The organism is Mycobacterium sp. IDUB_1, from assembly GCF_055419625.1.
This window is the reverse complement of sequence record NZ_JBVAYA010000007.1, coordinates 149,057-173,405: the sequence shown is the minus strand read 5'-3', so window position 1 is coordinate 173,405 and position 24,349 is coordinate 149,057. Positions and strand designations below refer to the sequence as shown.

General features: G+C 69.8%; 23 protein-coding genes. 19 read left to right on the top strand and 4 right to left on the bottom strand.

Annotated elements, in window-relative coordinates:
• Positions 1-6 precede the first annotated feature (6 nt).
• The 16 genes from ACZYYX_RS28635 to ACZYYX_RS28560 all read left to right on the top strand — a co-directional run bounded on the left by ACZYYX_RS28635 (position 7) and on the right by ACZYYX_RS28560 (position 16,736).
• A complete protein-coding gene (locus ACZYYX_RS28635; protein ID WP_463818208.1) occupies positions 7-1,542 on the top strand; it encodes a UDP-N-acetylmuramoyl-L-alanyl-D-glutamate--2,6-diaminopimelate ligase in 1,536 nt (511 codons plus the stop codon).
• Complete coding sequence (locus ACZYYX_RS28630) at positions 1,539-3,035, top strand: UDP-N-acetylmuramoyl-tripeptide--D-alanyl-D-alanine ligase (protein ID WP_463818207.1); 1,497 nt, start codon at positions 1,539-1,541, stop codon at positions 3,033-3,035. Before ACZYYX_RS28635 ends, ACZYYX_RS28630 begins: the two co-directional genes overlap by 4 nt.
• The gene (mraY, locus tag ACZYYX_RS28625) at positions 3,032-4,111 is read left to right on the top strand and encodes a phospho-N-acetylmuramoyl-pentapeptide-transferase (RefSeq protein WP_463818206.1); all 1,080 of its coding nucleotides are present in this window, start codon (positions 3,032-3,034) and stop codon (positions 4,109-4,111) included. Before ACZYYX_RS28630 ends, mraY begins: the two co-directional genes overlap by 4 nt.
• A gap of 1 nt (position 4,112) precedes the next feature.
• Complete coding sequence (gene murD, locus ACZYYX_RS28620; protein WP_463818205.1) at positions 4,113-5,555, top strand: UDP-N-acetylmuramoyl-L-alanine--D-glutamate ligase; 1,443 nt, start codon at positions 4,113-4,115, stop codon at positions 5,553-5,555.
• Between the two features lie 9 nt (positions 5,556-5,564).
• Positions 5,565-7,097 (top strand): putative lipid II flippase FtsW, encoded by a 1,533-nt coding sequence (ftsW, locus tag ACZYYX_RS28615; RefSeq protein WP_463818204.1) that lies wholly within the window; start codon positions 5,565-5,567, stop codon positions 7,095-7,097.
• Complete coding sequence (murG, locus tag ACZYYX_RS28610) at positions 7,094-8,215, top strand: undecaprenyldiphospho-muramoylpentapeptide beta-N-acetylglucosaminyltransferase (protein ID WP_463818203.1); 1,122 nt, start codon at positions 7,094-7,096, stop codon at positions 8,213-8,215. Before ftsW ends, murG begins: the two co-directional genes overlap by 4 nt.
• A complete protein-coding gene (murC, locus tag ACZYYX_RS28605; protein ID WP_463818202.1) occupies positions 8,212-9,642 on the top strand; it encodes a UDP-N-acetylmuramate--L-alanine ligase in 1,431 nt (476 codons plus the stop codon). The genes murG and murC overlap by 4 nt, the downstream gene beginning before the upstream one ends.
• On the top strand, positions 9,639-10,547 hold the full coding sequence (locus tag ACZYYX_RS28600) for a cell division protein FtsQ/DivIB (protein ID WP_463818201.1): 909 nt from the start codon (positions 9,639-9,641) through the stop codon (positions 10,545-10,547). Before murC ends, ACZYYX_RS28600 begins: the two co-directional genes overlap by 4 nt.
• A gap of 3 nt (positions 10,548-10,550) precedes the next feature.
• Positions 10,551-11,363: an alpha/beta fold hydrolase gene (locus tag ACZYYX_RS28595; RefSeq protein WP_463818200.1), complete on the top strand. Its 813-nt coding sequence runs from the start codon at positions 10,551-10,553 to the stop codon at positions 11,361-11,363.
• Positions 11,364-11,554: 191 nt separating this feature from the next.
• Positions 11,555-12,721 carry a cell division protein FtsZ gene (gene ftsZ / locus ACZYYX_RS28590; RefSeq protein ID WP_463818199.1) on the top strand — a complete coding sequence of 389 codons (1,167 nt, stop codon included), beginning with the start codon at positions 11,555-11,557 and terminating at the stop codon, positions 12,719-12,721.
• A 19-nt stretch (positions 12,722-12,740) separates the two neighbouring features.
• Positions 12,741-13,454, top strand: a complete 714-nt coding sequence (pgeF, locus tag ACZYYX_RS28585) for a peptidoglycan editing factor PgeF (protein ID WP_463818198.1) — start codon at positions 12,741-12,743, stop codon at positions 13,452-13,454.
• Positions 13,451-14,266 carry a YggS family pyridoxal phosphate-dependent enzyme gene (locus tag ACZYYX_RS28580; RefSeq protein WP_463818197.1) on the top strand — a complete coding sequence of 272 codons (816 nt, stop codon included), beginning with the start codon at positions 13,451-13,453 and terminating at the stop codon, positions 14,264-14,266. The genes pgeF and ACZYYX_RS28580 overlap by 4 nt, the downstream gene beginning before the upstream one ends.
• Positions 14,263-14,931: a cell division protein SepF gene (locus ACZYYX_RS28575; RefSeq protein ID WP_463818196.1), complete on the top strand. Its 669-nt coding sequence runs from the start codon at positions 14,263-14,265 to the stop codon at positions 14,929-14,931. Before ACZYYX_RS28580 ends, ACZYYX_RS28575 begins: the two co-directional genes overlap by 4 nt.
• Before the next feature lie 148 nt (positions 14,932-15,079).
• The gene (locus ACZYYX_RS28570) at positions 15,080-15,370 is read left to right on the top strand and encodes a YggT family protein (RefSeq protein WP_335330485.1); all 291 of its coding nucleotides are present in this window, start codon (positions 15,080-15,082) and stop codon (positions 15,368-15,370) included.
• A gap of 215 nt (positions 15,371-15,585) precedes the next feature.
• Positions 15,586-16,404: a DivIVA-like cell division protein Wag31 gene (gene wag31 / locus ACZYYX_RS28565; RefSeq protein WP_463818195.1), complete on the top strand. Its 819-nt coding sequence runs from the start codon at positions 15,586-15,588 to the stop codon at positions 16,402-16,404.
• Between the two features lie 11 nt (positions 16,405-16,415).
• On the top strand, positions 16,416-16,736 hold the full coding sequence (locus tag ACZYYX_RS28560) for a DUF308 domain-containing protein (protein WP_463818194.1): 321 nt from the start codon (positions 16,416-16,418) through the stop codon (positions 16,734-16,736).
• Between the two features lie 6 nt (positions 16,737-16,742).
• On the opposite strand, the gene ACZYYX_RS28555 is transcribed toward ACZYYX_RS28560, so the two are convergent.
• Complete coding sequence (locus tag ACZYYX_RS28555; protein ID WP_463818193.1) at positions 16,743-17,411, bottom strand: phosphoribosyltransferase; 669 nt, start codon at positions 17,409-17,411, stop codon at positions 16,743-16,745.
• A gap of 107 nt (positions 17,412-17,518) precedes the next feature.
• Between ACZYYX_RS28555 and ACZYYX_RS28550 the strand changes: the two genes are divergently transcribed.
• On the top strand, positions 17,519-18,880 hold the full coding sequence (locus tag ACZYYX_RS28550; protein WP_463818192.1) for a TIGR01777 family oxidoreductase: 1,362 nt from the start codon (positions 17,519-17,521) through the stop codon (positions 18,878-18,880).
• Here the strand turns inward: ACZYYX_RS28550 and ACZYYX_RS28545 are convergent.
• On the bottom strand, positions 18,850-19,581 hold the full coding sequence (locus ACZYYX_RS28545; protein ID WP_463818191.1) for a type 1 glutamine amidotransferase: 732 nt from the start codon (positions 19,579-19,581) through the stop codon (positions 18,850-18,852). The two genes, ACZYYX_RS28550 and ACZYYX_RS28545, sit on opposite strands and share 31 nt — an antisense overlap.
• A 197-nt stretch (positions 19,582-19,778) precedes the next feature.
• On the opposite strand from ACZYYX_RS28545, the gene ACZYYX_RS28540 reads away from it, so the two are divergent.
• Both ACZYYX_RS28540 and ACZYYX_RS28535 read left to right on the top strand, forming a co-directional pair.
• Entirely contained in the window at positions 19,779-21,302 is a 1,524-nt protein-coding gene (locus tag ACZYYX_RS28540) for a GMC family oxidoreductase (RefSeq protein ID WP_463818190.1), read from the top strand.
• Between the two features lie 15 nt (positions 21,303-21,317).
• Positions 21,318-21,980 carry a GntR family transcriptional regulator gene (locus tag ACZYYX_RS28535; RefSeq protein ID WP_463818189.1) on the top strand — a complete coding sequence of 221 codons (663 nt, stop codon included), beginning with the start codon at positions 21,318-21,320 and terminating at the stop codon, positions 21,978-21,980.
• 1 nt (position 21,981) lies between these two features.
• On the opposite strand, the gene ACZYYX_RS28530 is transcribed toward ACZYYX_RS28535, so the two are convergent.
• Both ACZYYX_RS28530 and ACZYYX_RS28525 read right to left on the bottom strand, forming a co-directional pair.
• Positions 21,982-22,650: a response regulator gene (locus tag ACZYYX_RS28530; RefSeq protein ID WP_463818188.1), complete on the bottom strand. Its 669-nt coding sequence runs from the start codon at positions 22,648-22,650 to the stop codon at positions 21,982-21,984.
• On the bottom strand, positions 22,643-24,211 hold the full coding sequence (locus ACZYYX_RS28525; protein WP_463818287.1) for a sensor histidine kinase: 1,569 nt from the start codon (positions 24,209-24,211) through the stop codon (positions 22,643-22,645). Before ACZYYX_RS28525 ends, ACZYYX_RS28530 begins: the two co-directional genes overlap by 8 nt.
• Positions 24,212-24,349 lie beyond the last annotated feature (138 nt).

The window sequence follows — 24,349 nt, the reverse complement described above, 5'->3', positions numbered from 1 at the left end:
ATGGCCATGAATCTGCGCCCCGACCATCCCGCTGGCCTGCCGCTCGAGGATGTGGCCCGTCTCATCTCCGCGGTGCACGCCCAGGTCGAGCCGCTCCCGCAGGTGCACCTGACGGGTGTGACGCTGCGGGGTCAGGACGCGCAGCCGGGTGACCTGTTCGCCGCATTGCCGGGCGCGCGGTCCCACGGGGCTCGTTACGCCGCCGACGCGGTTTCGCGCGGCGCGGTCGCGGTGCTGACCGATCACGACGGGCTGGCCGAGCTCTCGGCAGCCGGCGACCTCGGGGTACCGGTGCTGCTGCACGCCGAACCGCGCACGGTGCTGGGTGCGGCCGCGGCCGCCGTCTACGGGCATCCGTCGACGCGTCTGCGGGTCATCGGCGTCACCGGAACATCCGGCAAGACCACCACCACCTATCTGATCGAGGCGGGTCTGCGCGCGGCCGAGCGGGTGGCCGGGCTGATCGGCACCGTGGGCGTGCGTATCGACGGTCGCGACGAGACGGGGGGACTGACCACCCCCGAGGCTCCCGACCTGCAGGCGCTGTTCGCGGTCATGCTCGAACGCGGGGTCGACACCGTGGTGATGGAGGTGTCCAGTCACGCGCTGTCGCTGGGCCGGGTCGACGGTACCGAGTTCGCTGTCGGCGGATTCACCAATCTGTCCCGCGACCACCTCGACTTCCACCCCACGATGGAGGACTACTTCGAGGCCAAGGCCAGGCTGTTCGATCCTGCCTCGCCGACACGCGCCGCCGAGGCGGTGATCTGCGTCGACGACGAGTGGGGCCGCGCGATGGCGCGCCGCGCCGACACCGCGGTCACGGTCGCCGTCGAGGGCACCGCTGACTGGGCGGTCGAGCAGATCCGCTCTCAGGGTGACGGCATCCAGGATTTCGTCGTCGTCGACCCCGCCGGGGTACACCACGGCATCGAGATCGGCCTGCCCGGCCGGTACAACATCGCCAACGCCGCGTTGGCGCTGGCGTTGCTCGACGCGGTCGGGGTGTCACCCGAGCAGGCGGTGCCCGGTCTGCGCACGGCGACGGTGCCGGGTCGGCTGGAGAAGGTCGACCGCGGACAACCGTTCCTGGCGGTCGTCGACTACGCCCACAAACCGGGTGCGCTCAAGGCGGTGCTGGAGACGTTGCGCAGCCAGTGCGCCGGGAGGATCGCCGTGGTGTTCGGCGCGGGCGGTAACCGGGACGCGGGCAAGCGGGGCCCTATGGGGGAGGTGGCCGCGGAGCTGGCCGACCTGGTGGTGGTCACCGACGACAATCCCCGCGACGAGGAGCCCGCGCAGATCCGGGCCGCGATCGTCGCGGCCGCGCAGGGCGCCCGTGCCGACGTTGTCGAGATCGGTGAGCGCCGCGCCGCGATCGACCATGCGGTGGCGTGGGCGCGCGAGGGCGATGTGGTGCTGATCGCCGGTAAGGGTCACGAGGCGGGCCAGACCAGCCAGGGTGTCACCCGGCCGTTCGACGATCGCGTCGAGCTCGGCGCGGCGCTCGACGCGCTGACCGCGGGGACGGAGAGCCGATGATCGACCTGTCGCTGGCTCAGATCGCCGACATCGTGGGCGGTCGGCTCGCCGATGTCACCGCCGAGGAGGCGGCCGCTCTGCGCGTCACCGGCACCGTCGAGTTCGACTCGCGCGCGATCGGTCCGGGCAGCCTGTTCCTCGCGCTACCCGGCGCGAGGTCCGACGGCCATGACTTCGCGGCGGCGGCGGTCGATGCGGGTGCGGTCGGCGTGCTCGCGGCTCGGCCTGTCGGCGTTCCCGCGGTCGTGGTGGACCCGGTGACCGCCGAGGACGGCGCGGCCAGTGTGCTCGAACACGACTCCGACGGCTCGGGTGCGGCGGTGCTGGCCGCTCTGGCGAAACTGGCGGCCGCGGTCGCCGCCGAGCTGGCCGCCGGCGGCCTGACGATCATCGGGATCACCGGGTCCTCGGGCAAGACCTCCACCAAGGATCTGATCGCCGCGGTTCTCGCGCCGCTGGGTGAGGTGATCGCTCCTCCAGGGTCGTTCAACAACGAGCTCGGGCATCCGTGGACTGTGCTGCGGGCGACCGCCGACACCGACTTCCTCGTCCTGGAGATGTCGGCGCGCCATCGCGGCAACATCGCCGCGCTCGCGCGGATCGCGCGGCCCTCGATCGCCGTCGTGCTGAACGTCGGCACCGCTCACCTCGGCGAGTTCGGCTCGCGGGAGGCAATCGCGGAAACGAAATCCGAACTGCCGCAATCAGTTCCAGCGTCCGGTGTGGTGATCCTCAACGCGGATGACTCGGTGGTGGCAAAAATGTCGGAGGTGACCGAGGCGCGCGTCGTGCGCGTCGGACGGTCCGGCTCGGCCACCAGTGGGATCGACGTGTGGGCCGACGACGTGAGCCTGGACGCGCTGGCGCGCCCGGAGTTCACGTTGCACACCGCCGCCGGGGAGGTCGGCGTCTCGCTGTCGGTGCACGGTGACCACCAGGTCTCCAACGCGCTGTGCGCGGCCGCGGTGGCGCTGGAGTGCGGAGCCACGCTGGCACAGATCGCGGACGCGCTGGCCGCCGCCGGGCCGGTGTCGCGGCAGCGGATGGCCGTCACCACCCGCAGCGACGGCGTGACGATCATCAACGACGCCTACAACGCCAACCCCGACTCGATGAGCGCCGGCCTGAAGGCACTGGCGTGGATGGGCCGCGAGGGGTCCGGGGAGGGGCGCACCTGGGCGGTGCTGGGTGAGATGGGCGAACTCGGCGACGACTCGATTACCGAGCACGACCGCATCGGCCGGCTCGCCGTGCGCTTAGATGTCTCTCGACTCGTCGTCGTCGGAACCGGGAGGCCTATGAGCGCCATGCTGAACGGGGCCGTGATGGAGGGCTCCTGGGGATCCGAGGCCACGCCGGTCGCCGATGCCGATGCCGCTCTCGATCTGTTGCGCGCGGAGCTAGCACCCGGTGACGTCGTGTTGGTCAAGGCGTCCAACGCCGCGGGCCTGGGTGTGGTCGCCGACGCGCTGATCGCAGAGGACGGCGCATGAGGCAGATCCTGATCTCGGTCGGGATCGCTCTCGCGGTGTCGATCCTGCTCACCCCGGTGCTGATCCGGCTGTTCACCCGGCAGGGTTTCGGCCACGAGATCCGCGAGGACGGGCCGCCCAGCCACGCCAAGAAGCGCGGCACCCCGTCGATGGGGGGCGTGGCGATCGTCGCCGGCATCTGGGCCAGCTACTTCGGCACGCATCTGGTCGGCGTGGTGATCGACGGCAAGGGGCCCTCGGCGTCGGGTCTGCTCGTGCTGGGCCTGGCCACCGCACTCGGCGTCGTCGGGTTCATCGACGACCTGATCAAGCTGCGCCGCGCCCGCAACCTCGGCCTCAACAAGACCGCGAAGACGGTCGGCATCCTCGTCGCCGCCGTGTTGTTCGGAGTGCTGGCCCTGCAGTTCCGCAACGCCGACGGACTCACCCCCGGCAGTGCTGAGCTGTCCTACGTCCGTGAGATCGCGACCGTCACGCTGGCGCCGGCGATCTTCGTGCTGTTCTGCGTGGTGGTCGTCAGCGCCTGGTCGAACGCGGTGAACTTCACCGACGGCCTGGACGGGCTGGCTGCCGGCGCGATGGCGATGGTGTGTGCCGCCTACGTGCTGATCACGTTCTGGCAGTTCCGCAACGCGTGCGCCACCAGCCCCGGCCTGGGCTGCTACAACGTGCGTGATCCGCTGGATCTCGCGATCATCGCCGCGGCCACCGCCGGCGCCTGCATCGGCTTCCTGTGGTGGAACGCCGCGCCGGCCAAGATCTTCATGGGTGACACGGGGTCGCTCGCGCTGGGCGGCGTCATCGCCGGTCTGTCGGTGACCAGCCGTACCGAGATGCTCGCGGTGGTGCTGGGTGCGCTGTTCGTCGCCGAGGTCACCTCGGTCGTGGTGCAGATCATGGCGTTCCGCACCACCGGCCGCCGCGTGTTCCGGATGGCGCCGTTCCATCACCATTTCGAATTGGTGGGCTGGGCGGAGACCACGGTGATCATCCGGTTCTGGCTGCTGACCGCGATCGCTTGCGGTCTCGGCGTGGCACTGTTCTACAGCGAGTGGCTGACGACCGTAGGGGCCTGACGTGAGTGACGTCATCGCAGAAGGCGCCGCGGTGCTGGTCGTGGGCGCCGGCATCACCGGTCGGGCGGTGCTGGCCGCACTGACCCCGCTGGGCGCACGAGCCACCCTCACCGACGACAGTCCGTCGGCGCTGACCGCCTACGCCCAGCAGGGCGGCGCGGTGATCGATCCGGCCGGCGCCGCCGCGACGATCGCGGGGTTCGACCTCGTCGTCGTCAGCCCCGGCATTCCGCCCGACGCCGCGGTGCCGACCGCTGCCGCGGCGGCCGGCGTGCCGGTGTGGGGGGACGTGGAGCTGGCCTGGCGGCTGGACCGAGCCGGGCACTACGGGCCGGCCAAGATATGGCTGGTGGTGACCGGTACCAACGGCAAGACCACGACGACGTCGATGTTGCACGCGATGCTGTGCGCCGCCGGCCGGCGGTCGGCGCTGTGCGGGAACATCGGCGAGCCGGTGCTGGCAGTGTTGGATCAGCCCGTCGACGTGCTCGCGGTGGAACTGTCCAGTTTCCAGCTGCACTGGGCACCGTCGGTTCGCCCGGACGCCGGTGCGGTGCTCAACGTGGCCGAGGATCATCTCGACTGGCACGGCTCGCTGGATGCGTACGCCCACGACAAGGCCCGCGCGCTGACGGGGCCGATCGCGGTCGGCGGCGTGGACGATCCGATCGCGGCCTCGCTGCTGGCCGAGTGCGCCGCGCCGACCCGGGTCGGTTTCCGGCTCGGCGAGCCGGCTGCGGGTGAGCTGGGCGTCGTCCACGGTCAGCTGATCGACAATGCGTTCGCCGATGGGCTGGTGCTGGCCGAGACCGCGGGCGTCCCCGTGGCCGGTCCCGTGGGTGTGCTGAACGCGCTGGCGGCCGCGGCGCTGGCGCGCGCGGTCGGGGTGCCCGCCGATGCGGTGGCGCAGGCGCTCGCGACGTTCTCGGTGGGCAGGCACCGCGCCGAAGTGGTCGCCGTGGTCGACGAGGTGACCTACGTCGACGATTCGAAGGCGACCAACCCGCACGCCGCCCGCGCGTCGATCAGCGCCTTCCCCCGCGTGGTCTGGGTGGCCGGCGGTCTACTCAAAGGTGCTTCCGTCGACGATCTGCTGGTGGCGGTGGCGAATCGCCTGGTCGGAGTGGTTCTGCTGGGTCGTGACCGCGCGATCGTGGCGCAGGCGCTGGCACGACACGCACCGGATGTCCCCGTTGTCGAGGTGCTGACGGGGGAGGATTCTGGGGTGGTTGAGAAAGCTGTGACAGGTGTGACTCACGCTCGGGCGGGTGACGGTCCGGTGGCCGACGCCGTCATGGCCGCCGTCGTCGACGCCGCACGCGGTCTCGCCGGGCCCGGCGACACGGTGCTGCTGGCACCGGCAGGCGCCTCCTTCGACCAGTTCCGCAGCTACGGGCACCGAGGCGACACATTCGCCGCGGCCGTGCGCGCCGCGATCCGGTAGCGGGTCCCCATGAGCGCGATCCTCGCCCGGCTGCGCCACCGGCGCGCCAATCCCGCGGCCGATGACGCGGGGACCTCACTACCGGCGCTGACGTCGGGCCCGCACGACTCGAGCGGTGCCGTGCCGGCGCCGCGCACCCGTGTCGGGGCCTGGCTGGACCGGCCGATGACGTCGTTCCACCTGATCATCGCCGTCACCGCCCTGCTCATCACGATGGGCCTGACGATGGTGCTGTCGGCCTCGGGCGTCTACTCCTACGACATGGACGGCTCGCCGTGGGCGGTCTTCGGCAAGCAGGTGCTGTGGACGGCGATCGGCCTGCTGGCCTTCTACATCGCGATGCGCACGCCGGTGGCGGTGATGCGGCGTTTCGCGTTCAGCGGCTTCATGTTCACGATCGTGCTGCTGGTGCTGGTGCTCATCCCTGGCATCGGCAAAGAGGCCAACGGTTCGCGTGGCTGGTTCGTTGTCGCCGGGTTCTCCATGCAGCCCTCGGAACTCGCGAAGATCGCGTTGGCCATCTGGGGTGCGCACCTGCTGGCGGCCCGCCGCATGGAGCAGGCCTCGCTGAAAGAAATGCTGGTGCCCCTGGTGCCGGTCGCGGTGATCGCGCTGGCGTTGGTGGTTTCCCAGCCGGATCTCGGGCAGACGATGTCGATGGGTGTGATCCTGCTCGGTCTGCTCTGGTACGCCGGTCTTCCGCTGCGGGTGTTCGTCACCTCGCTGGGCGCGGTGGTCGTGTCGGGTGCGGTGCTGGCAATGACGGCCGGCTACCGATCGGCGCGCGTGCAGGCCTGGCTGAACCCGGGCGCTGATGCGCAGGGCATGGGCTACCAGTCCCGGCAGGCCCGCTTCGCGCTGGCCAACGGTGGCGTGTTCGGGGACGGTCTGGGACAGGGCACCGCGAAGTGGAACTACCTGCCCAACGCCCACAACGACTTCATCTTCGCGATCATCGGCGAGGAGCTCGGCTTCATCGGGGCCGCGGGACTGCTGTGCCTGTTCGGGCTGTTCGCCTACACCGGCATGCGCATCGCCCGGCGCTCGGCCGATCCGTTCCTGCGGCTGCTCACCGCCACGGCCACGCTGTGGGTGCTCTCGCAGGTGTTCATCAACGTGGGCTACGTCGTCGGCCTGCTTCCGGTCACCGGGCTGCAGCTGCCGCTGATCTCCGCCGGCGGCACGTCGACGGCCACCACGTTGTTGATGATCGGCATCATGGCCAACGCCGCCCGCCACGAACCGCAGGCGGTCGCCGCCCTGCGGGCCGGCCGCGACGACCGGGTCAACCGGCTGCTGCGCCTACCGCTGCCCGCCCCCTACGTACCGACCCGCGCCGAGGCAGTGCGTGACCGCCTGAAGTCCCGCTCGAGCCGGGCCGCCAAGCAGGCCGCCAAGCCCAGCCCGAAGCCCGCGAAAGCCGCGCGGTCGCGAACGGCGAAGCGCCCGGTGCGCTCGGCCACCCCGCCTGTCGGTTATGGTGCTGGCCAGCGCAATCCGGGCCGACGGGCCCGCACACTGGAAGGTCAACGTCACGGGTGAGCGGTATCTCGGTCGTTCTCGCAGGTGGGGGCACGGCCGGTCACGTCGAGCCCGCGATGGCCGTTGCCGACGCGCTCACCGCACTCGACCCTGGAGTGCGGATCACCGCATTGGGCACAGCCCGTGGCCTGGAGACCCGGCTGGTTCCCGAACGCGGCTACCACCTCGAGCTGATCACTCCGGTCCCGCTGCCACGCAAGCCCTCGGCGGATCTGGCCAGGCTGCCGCTGCGGGTGCGTCAGGCGGTGCGCCAGACGCGGGCGATCTTCGACGACGTCGCGGCCGACGTCGTCATCGGCTTCGGCGGATACGTCGCTGTTCCCGCCTATCTAGCGGCCCGCAACATGCGCCCGGGCCGGCGCATTCCGGTCGTCGTCCACGAGGCCAACGCCAGCGCGGGCTGGGCGAACCGGGTCGGGGTCCGCTCGGCGGCCCGCGTCCTCGCCGCGGTGCCCGACCCGGGGCTGGGCCCCGTCGAGGTCGTCGGCGTGCCCGTCCGTGAGGCCATCACGTCGCTGGACCGCGCCGCGCTGCGCGCCGATGCGCGTGCGTTCTTCGGCTTCTCCGACGACGACACGGTGCTGCTGGTCTTCGGCGGCTCGCAGGGCGCCCAGTCGTTGAACCGCGCAGTCGCCGGGGCCGCGGAAGCTCTTGCCCGGCACGGCATTGCGGTGCTGCACGCCCACGGTTCGAAGAACACGCTGGATCTGCGGACACCGGCGCCCGGCGATCCGCCCTACGTCGCGGTGCCGTACCTGGACCGCATGGATCTCGCCTATGCCGCCGCCGATCTGGCGATCTGCCGGTCCGGGGCGATCACGGTCGCGGAGGTGAGTGCGGTCGGTCTGCCCGCGGTGTACGTCCCGCTGCCGATCGGCAACGGAGAGCAGCGGCTCAACGCGCTGCCCGTGGTCACCGCGGGTGGTGGGCTGCTGGTCGAGGATCGTGAGCTCACCCCCGACCTGGTCGCCACGACGGTGACCGGTCTGCTGACCGACCGGGCCCGGTTGGCGGCGATGACGTCGGCGGCGAAGCTGGCCGGTCACCCGGATGCGGCGCGGCGGGTGGCCGAGGTGGCTCTCGAGGTGGCCCAGGCGCGCAGCGGGCGGCGGAGATGAGCTCCGAGCCGCTGCCCGCGGAGCTGGCGCGGGTGCACATGGTCGGCATCGGCGGCGCCGGGATGTCTGGCATCGCAAGGATTCTGATCGACCGCGGCGGTCTGGTGTCCGGATCGGACGCCAAGGAGTCACGCTCTGTGCTCGCGCTGAGGGCGCGTGGTGCGCAGGTACGCATCGGTCACGACGCGTCGGCGCTGGACATGCTGCCCGGCGGGCCGACGGCGGTGGTGACGACTCACGCCGCGATCCCGAAGACCAACCCGGAGCTGGTCGAGGCACGCCGGCGCGGGATTCCGATCATCCTGCGGCCCGCCGTGCTGGCCGAGCTGATGGTCGGGGACACCACGCTGATGGTGACTGGCACGGCCGGCAAGACCACGACCACCTCGATGCTGATCGTGGCGTTGCAGCACTGCGGGTTCGACCCGTCGTTCGCTGTGGGCGGTGACCTCGGCGAGCCCGGCACCAATGCTCACCACGGCAGCGGTGCGTTCTTCGTCGCCGAGGCCGACGAGAGCGACGGCTCGCTGGTGCAGTACCGGCCCGACATCGCGGTGGTCACCAACATCGAGGCCGACCACCTGGACTTCTTCGGCTCCGAAGAGGCCTACGTCGCGGTGTTCGACGCATTCGCCGAACGGTTGCGTCCCGGCGGAGCGGTGGTGGTCTGCACCGATGATCCCGGCGCGGCCGCGTTCGCCGAACGGACTGAGGCGCTGGGTATTCGGGTGTTGCGCTACGGCACCGGGACTGCCGACGGGGACGGCCTGGCCGGTGCGCTGCTGCAGTGGCGGCAGCGCGGAACGGGCGCGGTCGCCACGGTGGCGCTGGCGGGGGAGAGCCAGCCGCGCACCATGAGGCTGGCCGTGCCGGGACGGCACATGGCGCTCAACGCGCTGGCCGCGTTGCTGGCCGCCACGCAGGTGGGCGCCGCGGCTGAGGACGTCCTCGACGCGCTCGCCGAATTCGAAGGTGTCCGTAGGCGTTTCGAGTTGGTGGGCACCGCTGCCGGGGTACGCGTCTTCGACGACTACGCCCACCACCCGACCAAGGTCACGGCGGCGCTCACCGCGGTGCGCGCGCTGGTGGACGAGGCCGGCGGCCGTTCGGTGGTGGTGTTCCAGCCGCACTTGTATTCGCGCACAGCCACATTCGCCCGCGAGTTCGGCGAGGCGCTGAGCCTGGCCGACGAGGTGTTCGTGCTCGACGTGTACGCGGCCAGGGAGCAGCCCCTGGCCGGTATCAGTGGCGCGACGATCGCCGAACACGTCAGTGTGCCGGTGCGATACCTGCCCGATTTCTCGACGGTCGCCGCGACGGTGGCGGCGGCCGCGCAGCCCGGGGACGTGGTGGTGACCATGGGCGCGGGCGATGTGACGTTGCTGGGCAGTGAGATTTTGACTGAGATCCTGGCCGCGCTGCGATGACCGAGCCGCCCGACAGTGACGCTGCCGCACCCGAACCAACTGAGGCCCCCGAACCGGACGACGGGCAGGACACATCCGAGCCCGTCGACGTCGAGGGGCCGCGCCGCCGGGCCCGCCGCGAGCGGGAGGAGCGGCGCGCCGCGCAGGCACGGGCGACCGCCATCGAGGCCGCCCGCCGTGAGGCCAAACGGCGCACGCTCGGCGCAACCCCGTCCGATACGGCGACGGTGGGGCGGGGCACGGTGCGCGGGCTCAAGGTGCTGCTGTGGACCGCGGTCGTCGCCGTCGTTGTCGTCGGCATCGGCCTGCTGCTGTATTTCACGCCGATCATGTCGGCGCGCACCATCGTCGTCGTCGGGTTGGGCGCGGTGACGCAGGACGAGGTGGTCGCCGTGGCGGGGGTGCCGCCCGGCACACCCCTGCTGCAGGTCAACACCGACGCGGTGGCCGAGAAGGTCGCCGAGATCCGCCGGGTCGCCAGCGCGCGCGTGCAGCGGGAGTACCCGTCTACGCTGCGCATCACGGTGGTCGAGCGGGTGCCCGTCGTCGTCCGTGACTATCCCGATGGTGTGCATCTGTTCGACAAGGACGGCGTCGACTTCGCGACCGGACCGCCGCCGCCGGGCATCCCGTATCTGGACGTCGAGAACCCCGGACCCGACGATCCGGCCACCAAGGCCGCGCTCGAGGTGGTGACGTCGTTGCGGCCGGAGGTTGCCTCGCAGGTGGGCCGGGTCTCGGCGCCGTCGGTCGCGGCGATCACGCTGACGTTGATCGACGGCCGCACCGTCGTGTGGGGGACCACCGACCGCACCGAGGAGAAAGCGCTCAAGCTCGGGGCGCTGCTCACCCAACCCGGCAAGACCTACGACGTGTCGTCACCGGACCTGCCAACGGTGAAGTGACACATGGCGACGATCGATGTACGGGGCTGCCGATTGCACTACGACAGCGTCGGTCACGGTTCGCCGATGGTGCTCGTGCATGGAACCGGCACCGACTCGTCGACATGGGAGCCGGTGATCGACCTGCTGGCCGAGCGCTATCGCGTCGTGGTGTACGACCGGCGTGGCTACGGCCGCTCCCGGCATCATCCGGTGCGCGACTTCCGAAATCACCGCGATGATCTCGAGGCCATCCTCACGCAGGTCTGCCAGGAGCCTGCGCATGTGGTCGGTTGGAGCGCCGGGGGATGCGTGGCGATGGCACTGGCCGCAGGAACTCCAGCACAGCGGGCGCGCATGCGGTCATTGTGCGTCGTCGAACCGCCTTTCCACAGCACCAGGCTCATGGACCGTTCGGTGCTCTCGACGACCGTGCGGGTCAAGGTCAAACAACTGAGGGGCGACCCGGTGGGCGCGGGCGAGGTGTTTTTCCGGTCCGTCTACGCGCGCCGGTCGGGTGGCAATGCCTATGACGAGATCGACGAGCGTGCTCGCGAGCGGATGCGCGCCAACGTCCACCCGGTGCTCGCCGAGTTCGACCCGTCGTGGTTCGGCGTATCGGCTGATTTCGTCTCCACCAGGGCCGCGGCTTCCTCCACCGTCCCGATGACCTGGGTGCGTGGCGATCAAAGCCCCATGTGGCTCGAGCGGACGTATGAGCGCTTCGCACGTCGCCGGCCCGATCTGCGGTCGGTGGTCCTCGCTGGCGCCGGGCATCTCCTCCACGTGGAGGATCCGACGGGTTTCGTGGCGGCGGTGAGCTCTGCTGCTCACTAGCCCTGCCGGAAACCGCGCAACATTTGTCGTGTCGCCTCGGCGCGCCTGCTCGGCATGTGTGCAACCCGGCCCTACCGTTCAGCACATACGGAACAACTTGACATAACTCTAAGCCTCTAGTTGAGATTGAGGGTTTGTCGCAGCGGTTATCCGTTATAGGACAGGCAACCAGGGCAGGAAAGGGCGATGCGATGACCCCCCCGCATAACTACCTCGCTGTGATCAAGGTGGTCGGCATCGGCGGTGGCGGCGTCAACGCCGTCAACCGGATGATCGAGCAGGGTCTCAAAGGCGTCGAGTTCATTGCGATCAACACTGACGCGCAGGCGTTGCTGATGAGCGATGCCGACGTCAAACTCGATGTGGGGCGCGATTCGACCCGCGGCCTCGGCGCGGGGGCTGACCCCGAGGTCGGCCGCAAGGCCGCCGAGGATGCCAAGGACGACATCGAGGAGCTGTTGCGCGGCGCCGACATGGTGTTCGTGACCGCCGGTGAGGGTGGCGGTACCGGCACCGGCGGTGCGCCGGTGGTGGCCTCGATCGCCCGCAAGCTGGGCGCTCTGACGGTCGGCGTGGTGACGCGTCCGTTCTCGTTCGAGGGCAAGCGGCGCAGCAATCAGGCCTCCGACGGCATCCAGTCGCTGCGCGAGAGCTGCGACACGCTCATCGTGATCCCGAACGATCGCCTGCTGCAGATGGGCGACGCCGCGGTCTCGCTGATGGACGCCTTCCGCAGTGCCGACGAAGTGCTGCTCAATGGCGTGCAGGGCATCACCGACCTGATCACGACCCCCGGCCTGATCAACGTCGACTTCGCCGACGTCAAGGGCGTCATGAGTTCCGCGGGCACCGCGCTGATGGGTATCGGCTCGGCCCGCGGCGACGGTCGCGCGCTCAAGGCCGCCGAGATCGCGATCAACTCGCCGCTGCTCGAGGCCTCGATGGAAGGTGCTCAGGGTGTGCTGCTCTCGGTCGCCGGCGGCAGTGACCTGGGGCTGTTCGAGATCAACGAGGCCGCCTCGCTGGTGCAGGAAGCCGCCCATCCCGACGCCAACATCATCTTCGGCACCGTCATCGACGACTCGCTCGGCGATGAGGTGCGCGTGACTGTGATCGCCGCCGGCTTCGACGCCGCGGGTCCCGGACGCAAGCCCGTGACCGGTGAATCGACGGCCGCGGCCGCTGCGCAGCCGATCGCTCCGGGCAAGGCGGGCCGGGTCGGTTCGTCGCTGTTCGAGTCGGCCGATCCGGCGAGCGTGCCCGCAGCCCACACCAACGGCGCGACGGTGCGCATCGGCGGCGGCGATGACGGCATCTCCGACGACGATGTCGACGTGCCGCCGTTCATGCGCCACTGACGCGCCGCACCTCTCGCACGTGATGTTCCGGGTGCGCCGTGTCACCACCACCCGCGCCGGCGGGGTGTCAAAACCCCCCTTCGCGACCTTCAACCTCGGTGACCACGTTGGCGACGATCCCGCTGCGGTGGCGGCCAATCGGAGTCGGCTCGCCACGGCCACCGGTCTGGGGACCGACGGTGTGGTGTGGATGAACCAGACCCACAGCACGCGGGTGGCGGTGGTGGATCGCGGTGGCGAGACCATCGACGACACCGACGGCCTGGTGACGACGACGCCGTCGCTCGGGCTCGCGGTGGTGACAGCCGACTGTGTCCCCGTGCTGCTGGCCGATGCCCGCCACGGTGTGATCGGCGCGGTGCATGCCGGTCGCGTCGGGGCCGCGGGCGGGATCGTGCCGCGCGCGGTCGAGGTCATGGTCGAGGCCGGCGCCCGCGTGGACGACATCTCGGTCTTGTTGGGTCCCGCCGTCAGTGGACCCAACTACGAGGTCCCCGCCGAGATGGCCGACGAGGTGGAGCGTCTCCTGCCCGGCAGCCGCACCCGCACTCGACGTGGCACGCCCGGTCTCGACCTGCGCGCCGGGATCGCGCGGCAGCTGCACGCACTCGGTGTCACCGCGATCGACGTCGACCCGCGCTGCACCTATGCCGATCCGAACCTGTTCAGCCATCGCCGCGGCGCGCCGACGGGCCGGCTGGCGTCTCTGATCTGGCTGGAACCGGCACCGTGACCGCCGACCGCGAACAGGAGTTGCACGACAACCTCACGCAGCTGCGCGACCGGCTCGTCCGAGCTGCCGAGGCGGCGGGCCGCCCACCCGACGAGATCGAGCTGCTCCCGGTCACCAAGTTCTTCCCGGCCTCCGACATCGCCACGCTGTATGGACTGGGCTGCAGGTCTTTCGGCGAATCGCGCGATCAGGAAGCCACCCGCAAGGTCGACGAGCTACCCCAGCTCGCGGGCAAGGTCCGCTGGCACATGATCGGCCGCATCCAGCGCAACAAGGCTCGTTCCATCGGTACCTGGGCCTATGCGGCGCATTCCGTCGACAGCCCCAAAGTGGTTGCGGCGCTGGCCCGCTCAGCAGAGGACGCGCTGCAGAGTGCGGCGCGCGGCGCGCCGCTGCGGGTGTTCGTGCAGGTCAGCCTCGATGGCGACGAGAGTCGGGGCGGCGTCGACGTCGACGCGCCGCAGCGGCTCGACGCGCTGTGCGCCGCAGTCGACGAGGCGCCCGCCCTGACGCTGGTCGGACTGATGGCGATCCCGCCGGTCGGCGCCGACGCCGACGCGGCTTTCGCGCGGTTGGCGCAGGAACGTGAGCGCGTGCAGCAGTGGTGCGGGCGACCGCTCGAGCTGTCGGCGGGCATGTCCGGGGACCTCGAGGCGGCGGTGCGACACGGATCGACGTGTGTGCGTGTCGGTACCGCGCTGTTGGGCGACCGACCGCTAACGTCTCCACCAGAAGTCACACGAGTCACACCTTCATCACAGACAACACATTCCGGGCATCGGTCATCACCGCACGAGGGGTCCTCACAATGAGCACACTGCACAAGGTCAAGGCCTACTTCGGTATGGCCCCCATGGACGATTACGAGGACGACTACTACGAGGACGACGAGCGCGGACCCGCCCGCAGCTACCGCCGCCCCCGTGAGGATCGCTTCGAGGACGAGGGCTACACGCGCGGCTACGACGACCTGCCCGAGGGTCGGCGCCGCGAGTACGACGAGCCCGCCGCCTACCGGGTTGGTATGCCCGGCGCCATGGCCGGCGGCTTCGACGACGGACGATTCGAGGCCCGGATGCGTTCGCCGCGTGAATTCGACCGCACGCCACCGCGTTTCGGTGCGATGCGGGGATCGACTCGCGGCGCGCTGGCCATGGACCCCCGCGGCATGGCCGAGCTGTTCGAAGCCGGCAGCCCGCTGGCGAAGATCACCACGCTGCGCCCCAAGGACTACAGCGAGGCGCGCACGATCGGTGAGCGCTTCCGCGACGGCACCCCGGTGATCATGGATCTGGTCTCGATGGACAACGCCGATGCCAAGCGGCTCGTCGACTTCGCCGCCGGCCTGGCCTTTGCGCTGCGTGGCTCGTTCGACAAGGTGGCCACGAAGGTCTTCCTGCTGTCGCCGGCCGACGTGGACGTCACCGCGGAGCAGCGTCGCCGGATCGCCGAGGCCGGGTTCTACGCCTACCAGTGATGCCTACCAGTGATGCCTACCGGTAGCGCCTATCCGTAGCGCGAACACCAGCGGTCGCGCACCCCTCGTGCACGGGTAGGCTGGCGAAGCCGGTGCGGTCTCGCGCCGGCTTCCCCGTCACATCTGCTGGGAGTGAGGTCACCTTCCGTTGGGGCTCTTCTTCGAGATCCTGGGATTCGCGCTGTTCGTCTTCTGGCTGCTGCTGATCGCGAGGGTCGTGGTCGAGTTCATCCGCTCGTTCAGCCGGGACTGGCATCCGCGCGGCGCGACTGTGGTGGTCCTCGAGGTGATCATGACGTTGACGGACCCACCGGTGAAGTTGTTGCGGCGCATCATTCCGCAACTGACCATCGGGGCGGTGCGCTTCGACCTGTCCATCATGGTGCTGCTGCTCGCGGCGTTCATCGGTATGCAGCTGGCGTTCGGCGCGGCGGTCTGACACCGGCCTGGAACAGGGCGTTTGTGGCGTCCGGCCCGGCAGCGGGCAGGATAGCCCTGCGGTGGGCGCCCAGTCGCCCAGGTGGAGTTTCGATGTATTTATCGCCCTCGACTGCAACCGCAGGGTCTGGTGTGACAGGATGGACGCCAGTTACCTTCAAGCCAGGCTTTACACTGTGAGATCGTTTTGACGATCCAGACTCAAGGGGGCAGACGATGCCGCTCACTCCTGCCGACGTGCACAACGTTGCTTTCAGCAAGCCACCCATCGGCAAGCGCGGCTACAACGAGGACGAGGTCGACGCGTTCCTCGATCTCGTCGAGAACGAGCTGTCCCGCCTGATCGAAGAGAACACCGACCTGCGGCAGCGCGTCGCCGAGCTCGACTCCGAGCTCGCCTCGGCGCAGTCCGGTGGGGCAGCCGCGGCCGCCCAGCCGACTCAGACCCTCCCGGTGTACGAGCCCGAGCCCGAGCCCGAGCCGGAACCGCAGCCCGTGTACGAAGCACCCGCGGCGCAGCAGGCCGCACCGGCCCCCGAGGATCAGCACCTGCGGGCAGCGAAGATCCTCAGCCTGGCGCAGGACACCGCGGATCGCCTGACCAACGGCGCCAAGTCCGAGTCGGAGAAGATGCTCTCGGACGCCCGTGCGCAGGCCGACGCGATGGTCGCCGAGGCACGGCAAACCGCCGAGACCACGGTCACCGAGGCGCGCCAGCGAGCCGACGCGATGCTCGCCGATGCGCAGAGCCGTTCGGAGGCGCAGCTGCGGCAGGCACAGGAGAAGGCCGACGCTCTTCAAGCCGACGCCGAGCGCAAGCACTCCGAGATCATGGGCACGATCAACCAGCAGCGCACCGTGCTCGAGGGCCGGTTGGAGCAGCTCCGGACGTTCGAACGCGAGTACCGGACCCGTCTGAAGACCTACCTCGAGTCGCAGCTCGAAGAGCTCGGTCAGCGCGGCTCGGCCGCTCCGGTCGACTCCGGCGCCAACAGTGACGGCGGATTCAACCAGTTCAACCGGGGAAACAACTAGCCTCGTAGTCCATGCTCATCGTTGCGCTCGTCCTCGCGGTCATCGGCCTCGCGGCCTTGGTGCTGGCCGTCGTCACCAGCAATGCACTGATCGCGTGGGTCTGCATCGCGGCCAGCCTGATCGGCGTGATCCTGCTCATCGTCGATGCGCTGCGCGATCGGTCGAAGGGGTCTGCCGACGAGGCGGCCGAGGCGGATGCCGACGACGCCGCCGACGAGGCCGTCGAGGACTACCCCGACGAGGCGCCCGTCGCCCTGGACGACGATGACTACCCCGACGAGGAGCCCGTGCCCGCCACCGAGCGGTCCGACGAGGGCCCGACCAAGAGCTGAAAAGCGCTAGTCCGCAACCCTTTTCGTTGTTGCGGTGGACAGCACCTCGCGGACCTCGTCGTCGGTCAACTGGTGGAAGTCTGCGTAGGCCTGCCCCACTGCGCTGAAGTCGGCTGGCACGACCGAGCACACCACGTCGTCGGCCACCGACGCCAGAGCGCGACACACCGACCGTGGCCCCACGGGAACGCCGACGATGACGTGGGTGGCCCCGAGCCGGCGAACCGAGCGGACCGCGGCCGCCATGCTGGCTCCGGTGGCGACGCCGTCGTCGACCAGGATCACGGTGCGGTCGCCGACGTCGAGGGGCACACGCCCGCCCCGGTATGCGCGTTCGCGTCGATGGAGTTCGGCGGTCTCGCGTTCCGCTACCGCGCGCACTTCGGCGTCGCTCAACCCGAGGCTGCCGATCACGTCCTCGTTCAGCACGATGGCGCCGCCGGTGGCGACCGCACCCATGGCGAGTTCCGGCCACTGCGGTGTGCCGAGCTTGCGTACGAGGCAGACGTCGAACGGCACCTGCAGAGTGGCCGCCACTGCCCAGCCGACCGGCACCCCGCCCCTCGCCAAGCCGAGCACAGTGAGGTCCGGTCGGTCGCGGTAGATGGCGAGGTCCCGCGCGAGCACCTCGCCCGCCTCGCGGCGGTCGTGAAAGGGTCGCGCGGCACTGGTCATGTCACACCTTCGTGAGGAGTATCGCTTCCGGGTACCCCGTCCCGCGGTGAAGCGGGGCAATCCGGACCCCACATGGTGACGAATGACTGATCGACGACGGGAGAGTCATGGGCATCGACTACGGCAGCGTGGTGGAGCACCCGCTGCGTGACGTGTGGGAGTGGCACGCGCGACCGGGCGCCATGCGGCGACTCGTTCCGCCGTGGCAGCCGATGACCGTGGTCTCCGAAGCGCAGTCGCTTTCCGACGGCGTGGCGGTGCTGGGCCTGCCGGGCGGGCTGCGCTGGGTGGCCCGCCATCAGCCCGACGCCTACGTCGCCGGGCACCGATTCGTCGACGAACTCTCGTCCGACGGAGTGACGTCCTGGCCGCCGCACCTGGCCGGGCCGTGGCGGCACACCCACACGTTCGACGAGGGGGGGTCAGGCACCCGCATCAACGACCGGGTCGAGTCGGTGGTGCCTGCGGCGCTGCTGCGGCCGACGTTCGCCTACCGGCACCGGCAGCTGATCGGCGACCTCGCGGCGCACCAGCGCGCCGAGGTGGCGGGGACGCAGCCACTCGTCATCGCAGTCACCGGCGCGTCGGGTCTGGTCGGCGCGGCGCTGTGCGCGTTCCTCACCACCGGCGGGCACCGCGTGATCCGGCTCGTGCGGCGGCCCGCCGAGAACGCCGACGAGCGTCACTGGGATCCGGCGGCGCCTGCCGCGGATCTGCTGCGCGGCGTGAACGCCGTCATCCACCTGGCCGGCGAGTCGATCGCAGGCCGCTTCACCGATGCTCATCGAAAAGCGATCCGCGACAGCCGAATCGAGCCGACCCGCCGCCTCGCCGAAGCGGCCGCCGCGACGGAGGACGGCCCGTCGACGTTCATCTGCGCGTCGGCCATCGGCTACTACGGCTACGACCGCGGCGATGTCACGCTGACCGAGGACGGTTCACGCGGCGACGGGTTCCTCGCCGAGGTGGTGACCGACTGGGAGGCTGCGACCGTGCCTGCCGCGGACGCCGGGTTGCGCGTCGTGCTGGTGCGCACCGGGATCGTCCAGGCAGCCGCGGGCGGCACGCTGAAGCTGCTCCGTCCGCTGTTCGCCGCGGGTCTGGGCGGGCGCGTCGGCGACGGTAGGCAGTGGCTGTCCTGGATCGGGTTGGACGACCTGGTCGACGTCTACCATCGGGCGCTCTACGACGCGGAACTCCAGGGTCCCGTCAACGCGGTGGCCCCGGAGCCGGTGCGCAACAGCGAGTACACCAAAGAGCTTGCGCGCGTGCTGCATCGGCCCGCGCTGCTGCCCGTGCCGAGCCTCGGTCCCCGCGTCCTGCTGGGCGCGCAGGGCGCTCGTGAACTGGCCGAGGCGAGCCAGCGGGTGCTGCCGACCAAGTTGCTGGCCGCCGGGCACCCGTTCCGTCACAACCACGTCGCTGAGGCGCTCGCCCATCAGCTGGGGCGGGAGCTGCCTACCACGTGAGTGACGAATCCGGACACCAGCGTCCGGATTCGCCCGGCGACGTCACCGGCGAGATCGGCTGTGCGGGTGAGTAACTGGTCGTGATCGAGGCCGGCCGCGGCGACGTCACCGTCGCGATCGTCGGCCAGCCACGTGCTCAGCAGGTCGGTGTCGATCTCCGGGTGGAATTGCAGGCCCAGAGCGCGGCCGAGCAGAAAGGCCTGCGAGGCGTTGGGGGTTCTGGCGAGCTCCGTGGCGCCAGGAGGCAGTGTCCATCGGTCGAAATGCCATTGGAACCACGGACCGCCGGGCACGATGTCGGGCCGATCGCTGAGCACGTCGTACCAGCCGATTTCGGGCCGCGGTGAGCGCGCCACCGAGCCGCCGAAGGTCTGGGCGAGCAACTGACCACCGAAGCAGACGCCCAGCAGCGCGACCCCGGCGTCGGTTGCATCACGCAGGAGCGCCATCTCGGCGCCGACCCAGGTCTCGCGCAGCGCGGGATCGTAGACCGGCCAGCGCGCGCCGAGCGGCACGATGACGTCGTAGTGGGTCGGATCGGGGAACGTCACCTCGATCGCGGGGGAGTCCACCCGATCGGGCGGTACCACCTGGAAATGGTCGACGTCGAAGCCGTGCTCGGCGAACGCCTCGCCGAGCAGTGCCTCGGTGGCCATGTGCTCGTTGCGCAGGAACAGAACCTTGGATGCCACGCCGGTCATTATCCCGTCTTCGTGTTGACCTTGCCCCCGGGGGAGGCATCACCGTGGTGCCTGCTGTCGCGACGGGAATACCCGCGCGTCGTTCCACGATGTGCAATGTGCAATATATTGCCAAGGGATTCGGGACCGGCGAGCGGGTGCGCACACCGTGATCTGGCGCCGGATCGCTCGACAACACAGGAAGACGAGGACAATTCGTGGACAGTTACGACTACGTCGTGGTGGGTGCGGGGTCAGCAGGATGCGTCATCGCGGCGCGCCTGTCCGAGGACCCGTCGGCTCGGGTCCTGCTGCTGGAATCCGGCGGCGAGGACAGCCACCCGCAGATAGCGACGCCGCCGCTGTGGCCCACGCTGTGGGGCACCGAGGTCGACTACGCATATGACACTGTGGCGCAATCCGGGACCGGTGGCCTGCGACATGCCTGGCCGCGCGGGCAGACCCTCGGGGGCAGCGGCAGCATCAACGCGATGGTGTACCTGCGGGGGCATCCGAGCGATTTCGACGGATGGGCCGCGCAGGGATGCCGGGGTTGGGATCACGCGTCGGTGCTTCCCTATTTCCAGCGGATGGAGAGCGTTCCTGCGGGTGATCCGGCACACCGCGGACGGAGTGGACCGCTCCAGCCGGCACCGGTCGCGCCGGATGAGGCAAACACGCTCTCGGGGGTGTTCGTTCGGGCGGCAGCCGCAGCCGGATATCCGATCACCGATGACTTCAACGGCGCCCGGTCCGAAGGTGTTGGATGGCATGATCTCTCGATCACCGATGGTCGTCGCCAGAGTGCTGCCCTCGCATATCTGCATCCGGCGCGAGCCCGGCCCAACCTCACGGTGGCAACGGGCGCGCGGGCGCATCGGCTTCTCGTCCAGGACAGCCGCTGCGTAGGTGTCGAATATCGCAGGGGCGGCCGTGTTCTCCGCGCGTACGCCGAGGCTGAGGTGATCGTCAGTGCCGGAGCGGTGGATTCGCCCCGTCTGCTCCTGCTCTCCGGTGTGGGGCCGGCCGCCGAACTGACCGAGGCCGGCATCCCCGTCCTCCACGATCTTCCCGGGGTCGGGCGCAACCTGCATGACCATCCGCTGTGCGGTGTGGTGTGTGAAGCGGCGCAACCGATTCCGGCGGGCAAGACCAACCTCGCGGAGACATCGATGACGTGGCGCAGCGATCCGTCCCTCGACGGCCCGGACATGCAGTTGATGTTCATCCACGTGCCGTTCCACCCCCCGCACCTGTCCGCGCCGGTCAACAGCTTCACCGTGGCCGTGGCGATGGTGCCGGAGTCCCGCGGGAGCGTGCGACTGGCCGGACCGAACCCGCAGACACCGCCGATCATCGATCCCGGCTACCTGACCGCGGAATCGGACGTCCGGCGGATGGTGCACGGCGTCGACGTCGCGCGCGAGATCCTGGCTGCGGAGCCGTTTCGGGACTGGTACGCCGGCGAGGTGCTCCCCGGCGCCGACGTCGTCGATCGCCGGGGACTGCGGGACTTCGTCCGGCGTGCAACGGGGACCTACTACCACCCGGTCGGCAGTTGCGCGATGGGTATCGGTGCCGACGCGGTGGTCGATCCGCAACTGAAGGTGCAGGGCCTCGAGGGTGTGCGCGTCGCCGACGCGTCGATCATGCCGCGCATCGTCGGAGTCAACACGAACGCCGCGACGATGATGATCGCCGAGAAGGCAGCGGCGATGATCAGGGAGAGTGCGCGACGCTGATATACGATACTTTGCATGCCGGTACCGGTCGAGCGTGGCAGACATCGCCGATCGCTGCTGCGCGAGCAGGCCTACGAGTCCCTGCGCGACGCGATCGTCAACGGCACGCTGGCACCCGGAGAGAAGCTGCGAGATCCGGAGCTCGAGGAGTGGTTGGGAGTCAGTAGAACCCCGATCCGCGAGGCGCTGGCTCGGCTGGAGGCCTCGGGCTTGGTGCACACGGTGCCCGGCCGGTCGACGGTGGTCTCGGCCATCGAGGGCCGTGCCGTGCTCAACGCCCAGGACGTGGCCGCCGCCATGCACGCATTGGCGGCCCGCACGGCGGTACCGCTGATGGACAGGGCCGACTACGCCGAGATGGCTCGCGCGAACGAGGCATTCGCGGCAGCGCTGGCAAGCGGGGACGCGGAGGCGGCCATCCGCGCCGACGACGAATTCCACGGCGTCGCGGTGCGGGCCAGCGCCAATCCGGTGATCGCACAGGTGCTCGACCAGGTGACCCCGGTGTTGAGGCGTTTGGAGTACCTCCGGTTCTCGTCGCTGTCGGGCCGGAGCTCGATCGCCGAACACAAACGGATTCTTGCGCTGTGCCGCAAGGGAGATGCCGATGGTGCCGCCGAGGCCGCGCAGCGCAACTGGCTGACGCTGACCCAGATCGTGGACGACGCCGACAGCTAGCTCAGCGGGCCATCCGGTATCTGCGTTCGGGCCGACCCACCCCGTACTGCAGACGCAGCTCCACCGTTCCGGCGCTCAGATAGTGCTCGAGGTAGCGGCGGGCACTGACCCTCGAAATGCCGACCAGGTCAGCGCATTCGGCGGCAGAGACCTCGCCGGCGTCGCGTACGGCCGCGAGAACCAGCTCGCCGGTCTCGGCGCCCAGCCCCTTCGGTAGCACCTTCGCGGCTGCGGGCACCGTCGGCCCGCCGAACAGTGAATCGATCAACGACTGGTCCACACCGCCCGCGGTCTCCAGTGCGTCGGCGCGAGCGGCGTAGGCAACCAGCTTGGTCTGCAGCTGGTCGAATTCGAAGGGCTTGATCAGATAGTCGGCCGCCCCGCCGTCCAGCGCGCCGCTGACCGTGTCGAGTTCGCGCGCTGCGGTGATCATGATGACGCCCACTCTGTCGCCGTCGGCCCGCAACCGCTGGAGCACGTCGAGTCCGGTCATGTCCGGCAGGTACACGTCGAGCAGGATCAGGTCGGGATGGTGTTCCCGCGCGGCGCGCAGCGCCTCGCCGCCGGTGCGGGCCACACCGACGACGCGGAAGCCGTCGACCCGGTCCACGAAGCGCCGGTGGATCTCGGCGACCATGAAATCGTCGTCGACGACCAGCACGTCACGCATCGGTGCGCACCCCCTGTAGGCGCACGGTGAACTCGGCGCCGCCGTCGGGGACGTCACTCACGCCGACGCTCCCGCCGTGTGCGGCAGTGACGAGCCGCACCAAGGCCAGACCGATCCCGCGCCCGCCGGGCACGTCCGGTTTGGACGTGACCCCGCGGGAGAAGATCGTCTCCCGAAGATGCTCGGGTACCCCGGGTCCGGTGTCGCGCACGATGATCTCCAGTCCGTCGCTGTCGTCGATCTCCACCGTCACGACGGGTTCCGGCGCCCCGACCGAGACGTCGACCGCATTGTCGATCAGGTTGCCCAGCAGCGTGATCACGTCGGTGGCCAGTGCGGGGTCCAGTGGTGCCAGATGCGACTCGGGCGACAGCGCGAGGGCAACCCCGCTCTCGGCCGCCAGCGAGGTCTTGGCGATCAACAGCGCCGCCACCGCGGGATCGGAAATGCGTTGTGTGACTGCATCGCTGATCTCCGCCCGGCGCCGTGTCAACGTGCCGACCAGATCGCGCACGGCGTCGTATTCGCCGAGTTGGACCAGCCCGGAGATCGTGTGCAGTTGGTTGGCGAACTCGTGAGTCTGCGCCCGCAGGGTGTCGGTGACACTCTTGTGGGAGGACAGCTGGCCTTGCAGCGCAGCGAGTTCAGTGCTGTCGCGCATCGTGGTGACGGTACCGATCCGCTCACCGCCGCTGGTGGCGGCACGGCGGCTCAGCGCCAACACCCGCGTCCTGGTAGCGATCACCGTGTCTTCTGTGTCATCAGAGGCCGATCGGGTCGACCCGCCCGGGATCAGCAGGGCCACCACGGCGGGATCGATCCCCACCTCGTCGACCCGCTTGCCGACCGCGTCGGCGCCCACCTCCAGCAACTCCTGGGCGCTGTCGTTGAGCACGGTGATCTCTCCGTCGTTGTTGACCGCGATGACGCCCTCTCGAATGCTGTGCAGCAACGCTTCTCGGTGATCGGCCAGGCTGGCGATCTCCGTCACCTCCAGACCGCGGGTGTGCCGCTTGATCCGGCGCGACAGCAGGTAGGACGCGACGAGGCCGAGGGCGGCTCCGAGGCCGAGGTAGACCAACAGCCGCTCACCCGCACCGGACAGCAGCGCCCACACCGACGGATAGCCCTCGCTGACCGAGGCGATCGCCAGCACGTCACCGTCGGGGGACAGGATCGGCACCTGACCGACCAGGCTGTGTGTGCCGTCGACATCCGCGTCGCCGTACCAGGCGCGGCCCTCATCGGCGCGACTCGGCCCGAGATCCACCCGCGCCCCGACCCGGGAGGGATCCGAGGACACCCACACCGTGCCAGAAGGGGCCAGGATCTCGGCCAGGGTGGCCCCCGACAGCGCGACCGCCCGGTCGACTTCCGGGGCCAGGATGCGGCTGGCGAAGGGATCGGCGGGCGCGCGTTCGATGCGTTCCCGCACGATGGGTGTGGAGGCCATGTTCTCGGCCACCGCGATCATCCGTGTACCGCGCGCCTCACGGAATTCACTGGTCGACTGGGCCACCGACACCGCCCCGACCGCGATCAGCACGACCGCGACCACCATCAGCTGGAACGCCAGGAATTGGGCGGCCAGGCTGCGGGCGAGCGGGATGTTCTTAATGACCAGAATTTCCTTTGCGTTCTTATGCGTGACCTGAGTCACTGTCGGGGTCCAGTATTGCTGAGCATCACAATCGACTGA

Bases quoted from the DNA above. Each gene is read 5' to 3' on its own strand.
- ACZYYX_RS28555 (WP_463818193.1), bottom strand. From the start codon at position 17,411: ATGACCAGTGCCGCGCGACCCTTTCACGACCGCCGCGAGGCGGGCGAG.
- ACZYYX_RS28630 (WP_463818207.1), top strand. From the start codon at position 1,539: ATGATCGACCTGTCGCTGGCTCAGATCGCCGACATCGTGGGCGGTCGG.
- ACZYYX_RS28595 (WP_463818200.1), top strand. From the start codon at position 10,551: ATGGCGACGATCGATGTACGGGGCTGCCGATTGCACTACGACAGCGTC.
- ACZYYX_RS28545 (WP_463818191.1), bottom strand. From the start codon at position 19,581: ATGACCGGCGTGGCATCCAAGGTTCTGTTCCTGCGCAACGAGCACATG.
- wag31 (WP_463818195.1), top strand. From the start codon at position 15,586: ATGCCGCTCACTCCTGCCGACGTGCACAACGTTGCTTTCAGCAAGCCA.
- ACZYYX_RS28600 (WP_463818201.1), top strand. From the start codon at position 9,639: ATGACCGAGCCGCCCGACAGTGACGCTGCCGCACCCGAACCAACTGAG.
- ACZYYX_RS28575 (WP_463818196.1), top strand. From the start codon at position 14,263: ATGAGCACACTGCACAAGGTCAAGGCCTACTTCGGTATGGCCCCCATG.
- ACZYYX_RS28550 (WP_463818192.1), top strand. From the start codon at position 17,519: ATGGGCATCGACTACGGCAGCGTGGTGGAGCACCCGCTGCGTGACGTG.
- mraY (WP_463818206.1), top strand. From the start codon at position 3,032: ATGAGGCAGATCCTGATCTCGGTCGGGATCGCTCTCGCGGTGTCGATC.
- ACZYYX_RS28560 (WP_463818194.1), top strand. From the start codon at position 16,416: ATGCTCATCGTTGCGCTCGTCCTCGCGGTCATCGGCCTCGCGGCCTTG.
- ftsW (WP_463818204.1), top strand. From the start codon at position 5,565: ATGAGCGCGATCCTCGCCCGGCTGCGCCACCGGCGCGCCAATCCCGCG.
- ACZYYX_RS28530 (WP_463818188.1), bottom strand. From the start codon at position 22,650: ATGCGTGACGTGCTGGTCGTCGACGACGATTTCATGGTCGCCGAGATC.
- ftsZ (WP_463818199.1), top strand. From the start codon at position 11,555: ATGACCCCCCCGCATAACTACCTCGCTGTGATCAAGGTGGTCGGCATC.
- ACZYYX_RS28525 (WP_463818287.1), bottom strand. From the start codon at position 24,211: ATGGTGGTCGCGGTCGTGCTGATCGCGGTCGGGGCGGTGTCGGTGGCC.
- ACZYYX_RS28535 (WP_463818189.1), top strand. From the start codon at position 21,318: ATGCCGGTACCGGTCGAGCGTGGCAGACATCGCCGATCGCTGCTGCGC.
- murC (WP_463818202.1), top strand. From the start codon at position 8,212: ATGAGCTCCGAGCCGCTGCCCGCGGAGCTGGCGCGGGTGCACATGGTC.
- ACZYYX_RS28635 (WP_463818208.1), top strand. From the start codon at position 7: ATGAATCTGCGCCCCGACCATCCCGCTGGCCTGCCGCTCGAGGATGTG.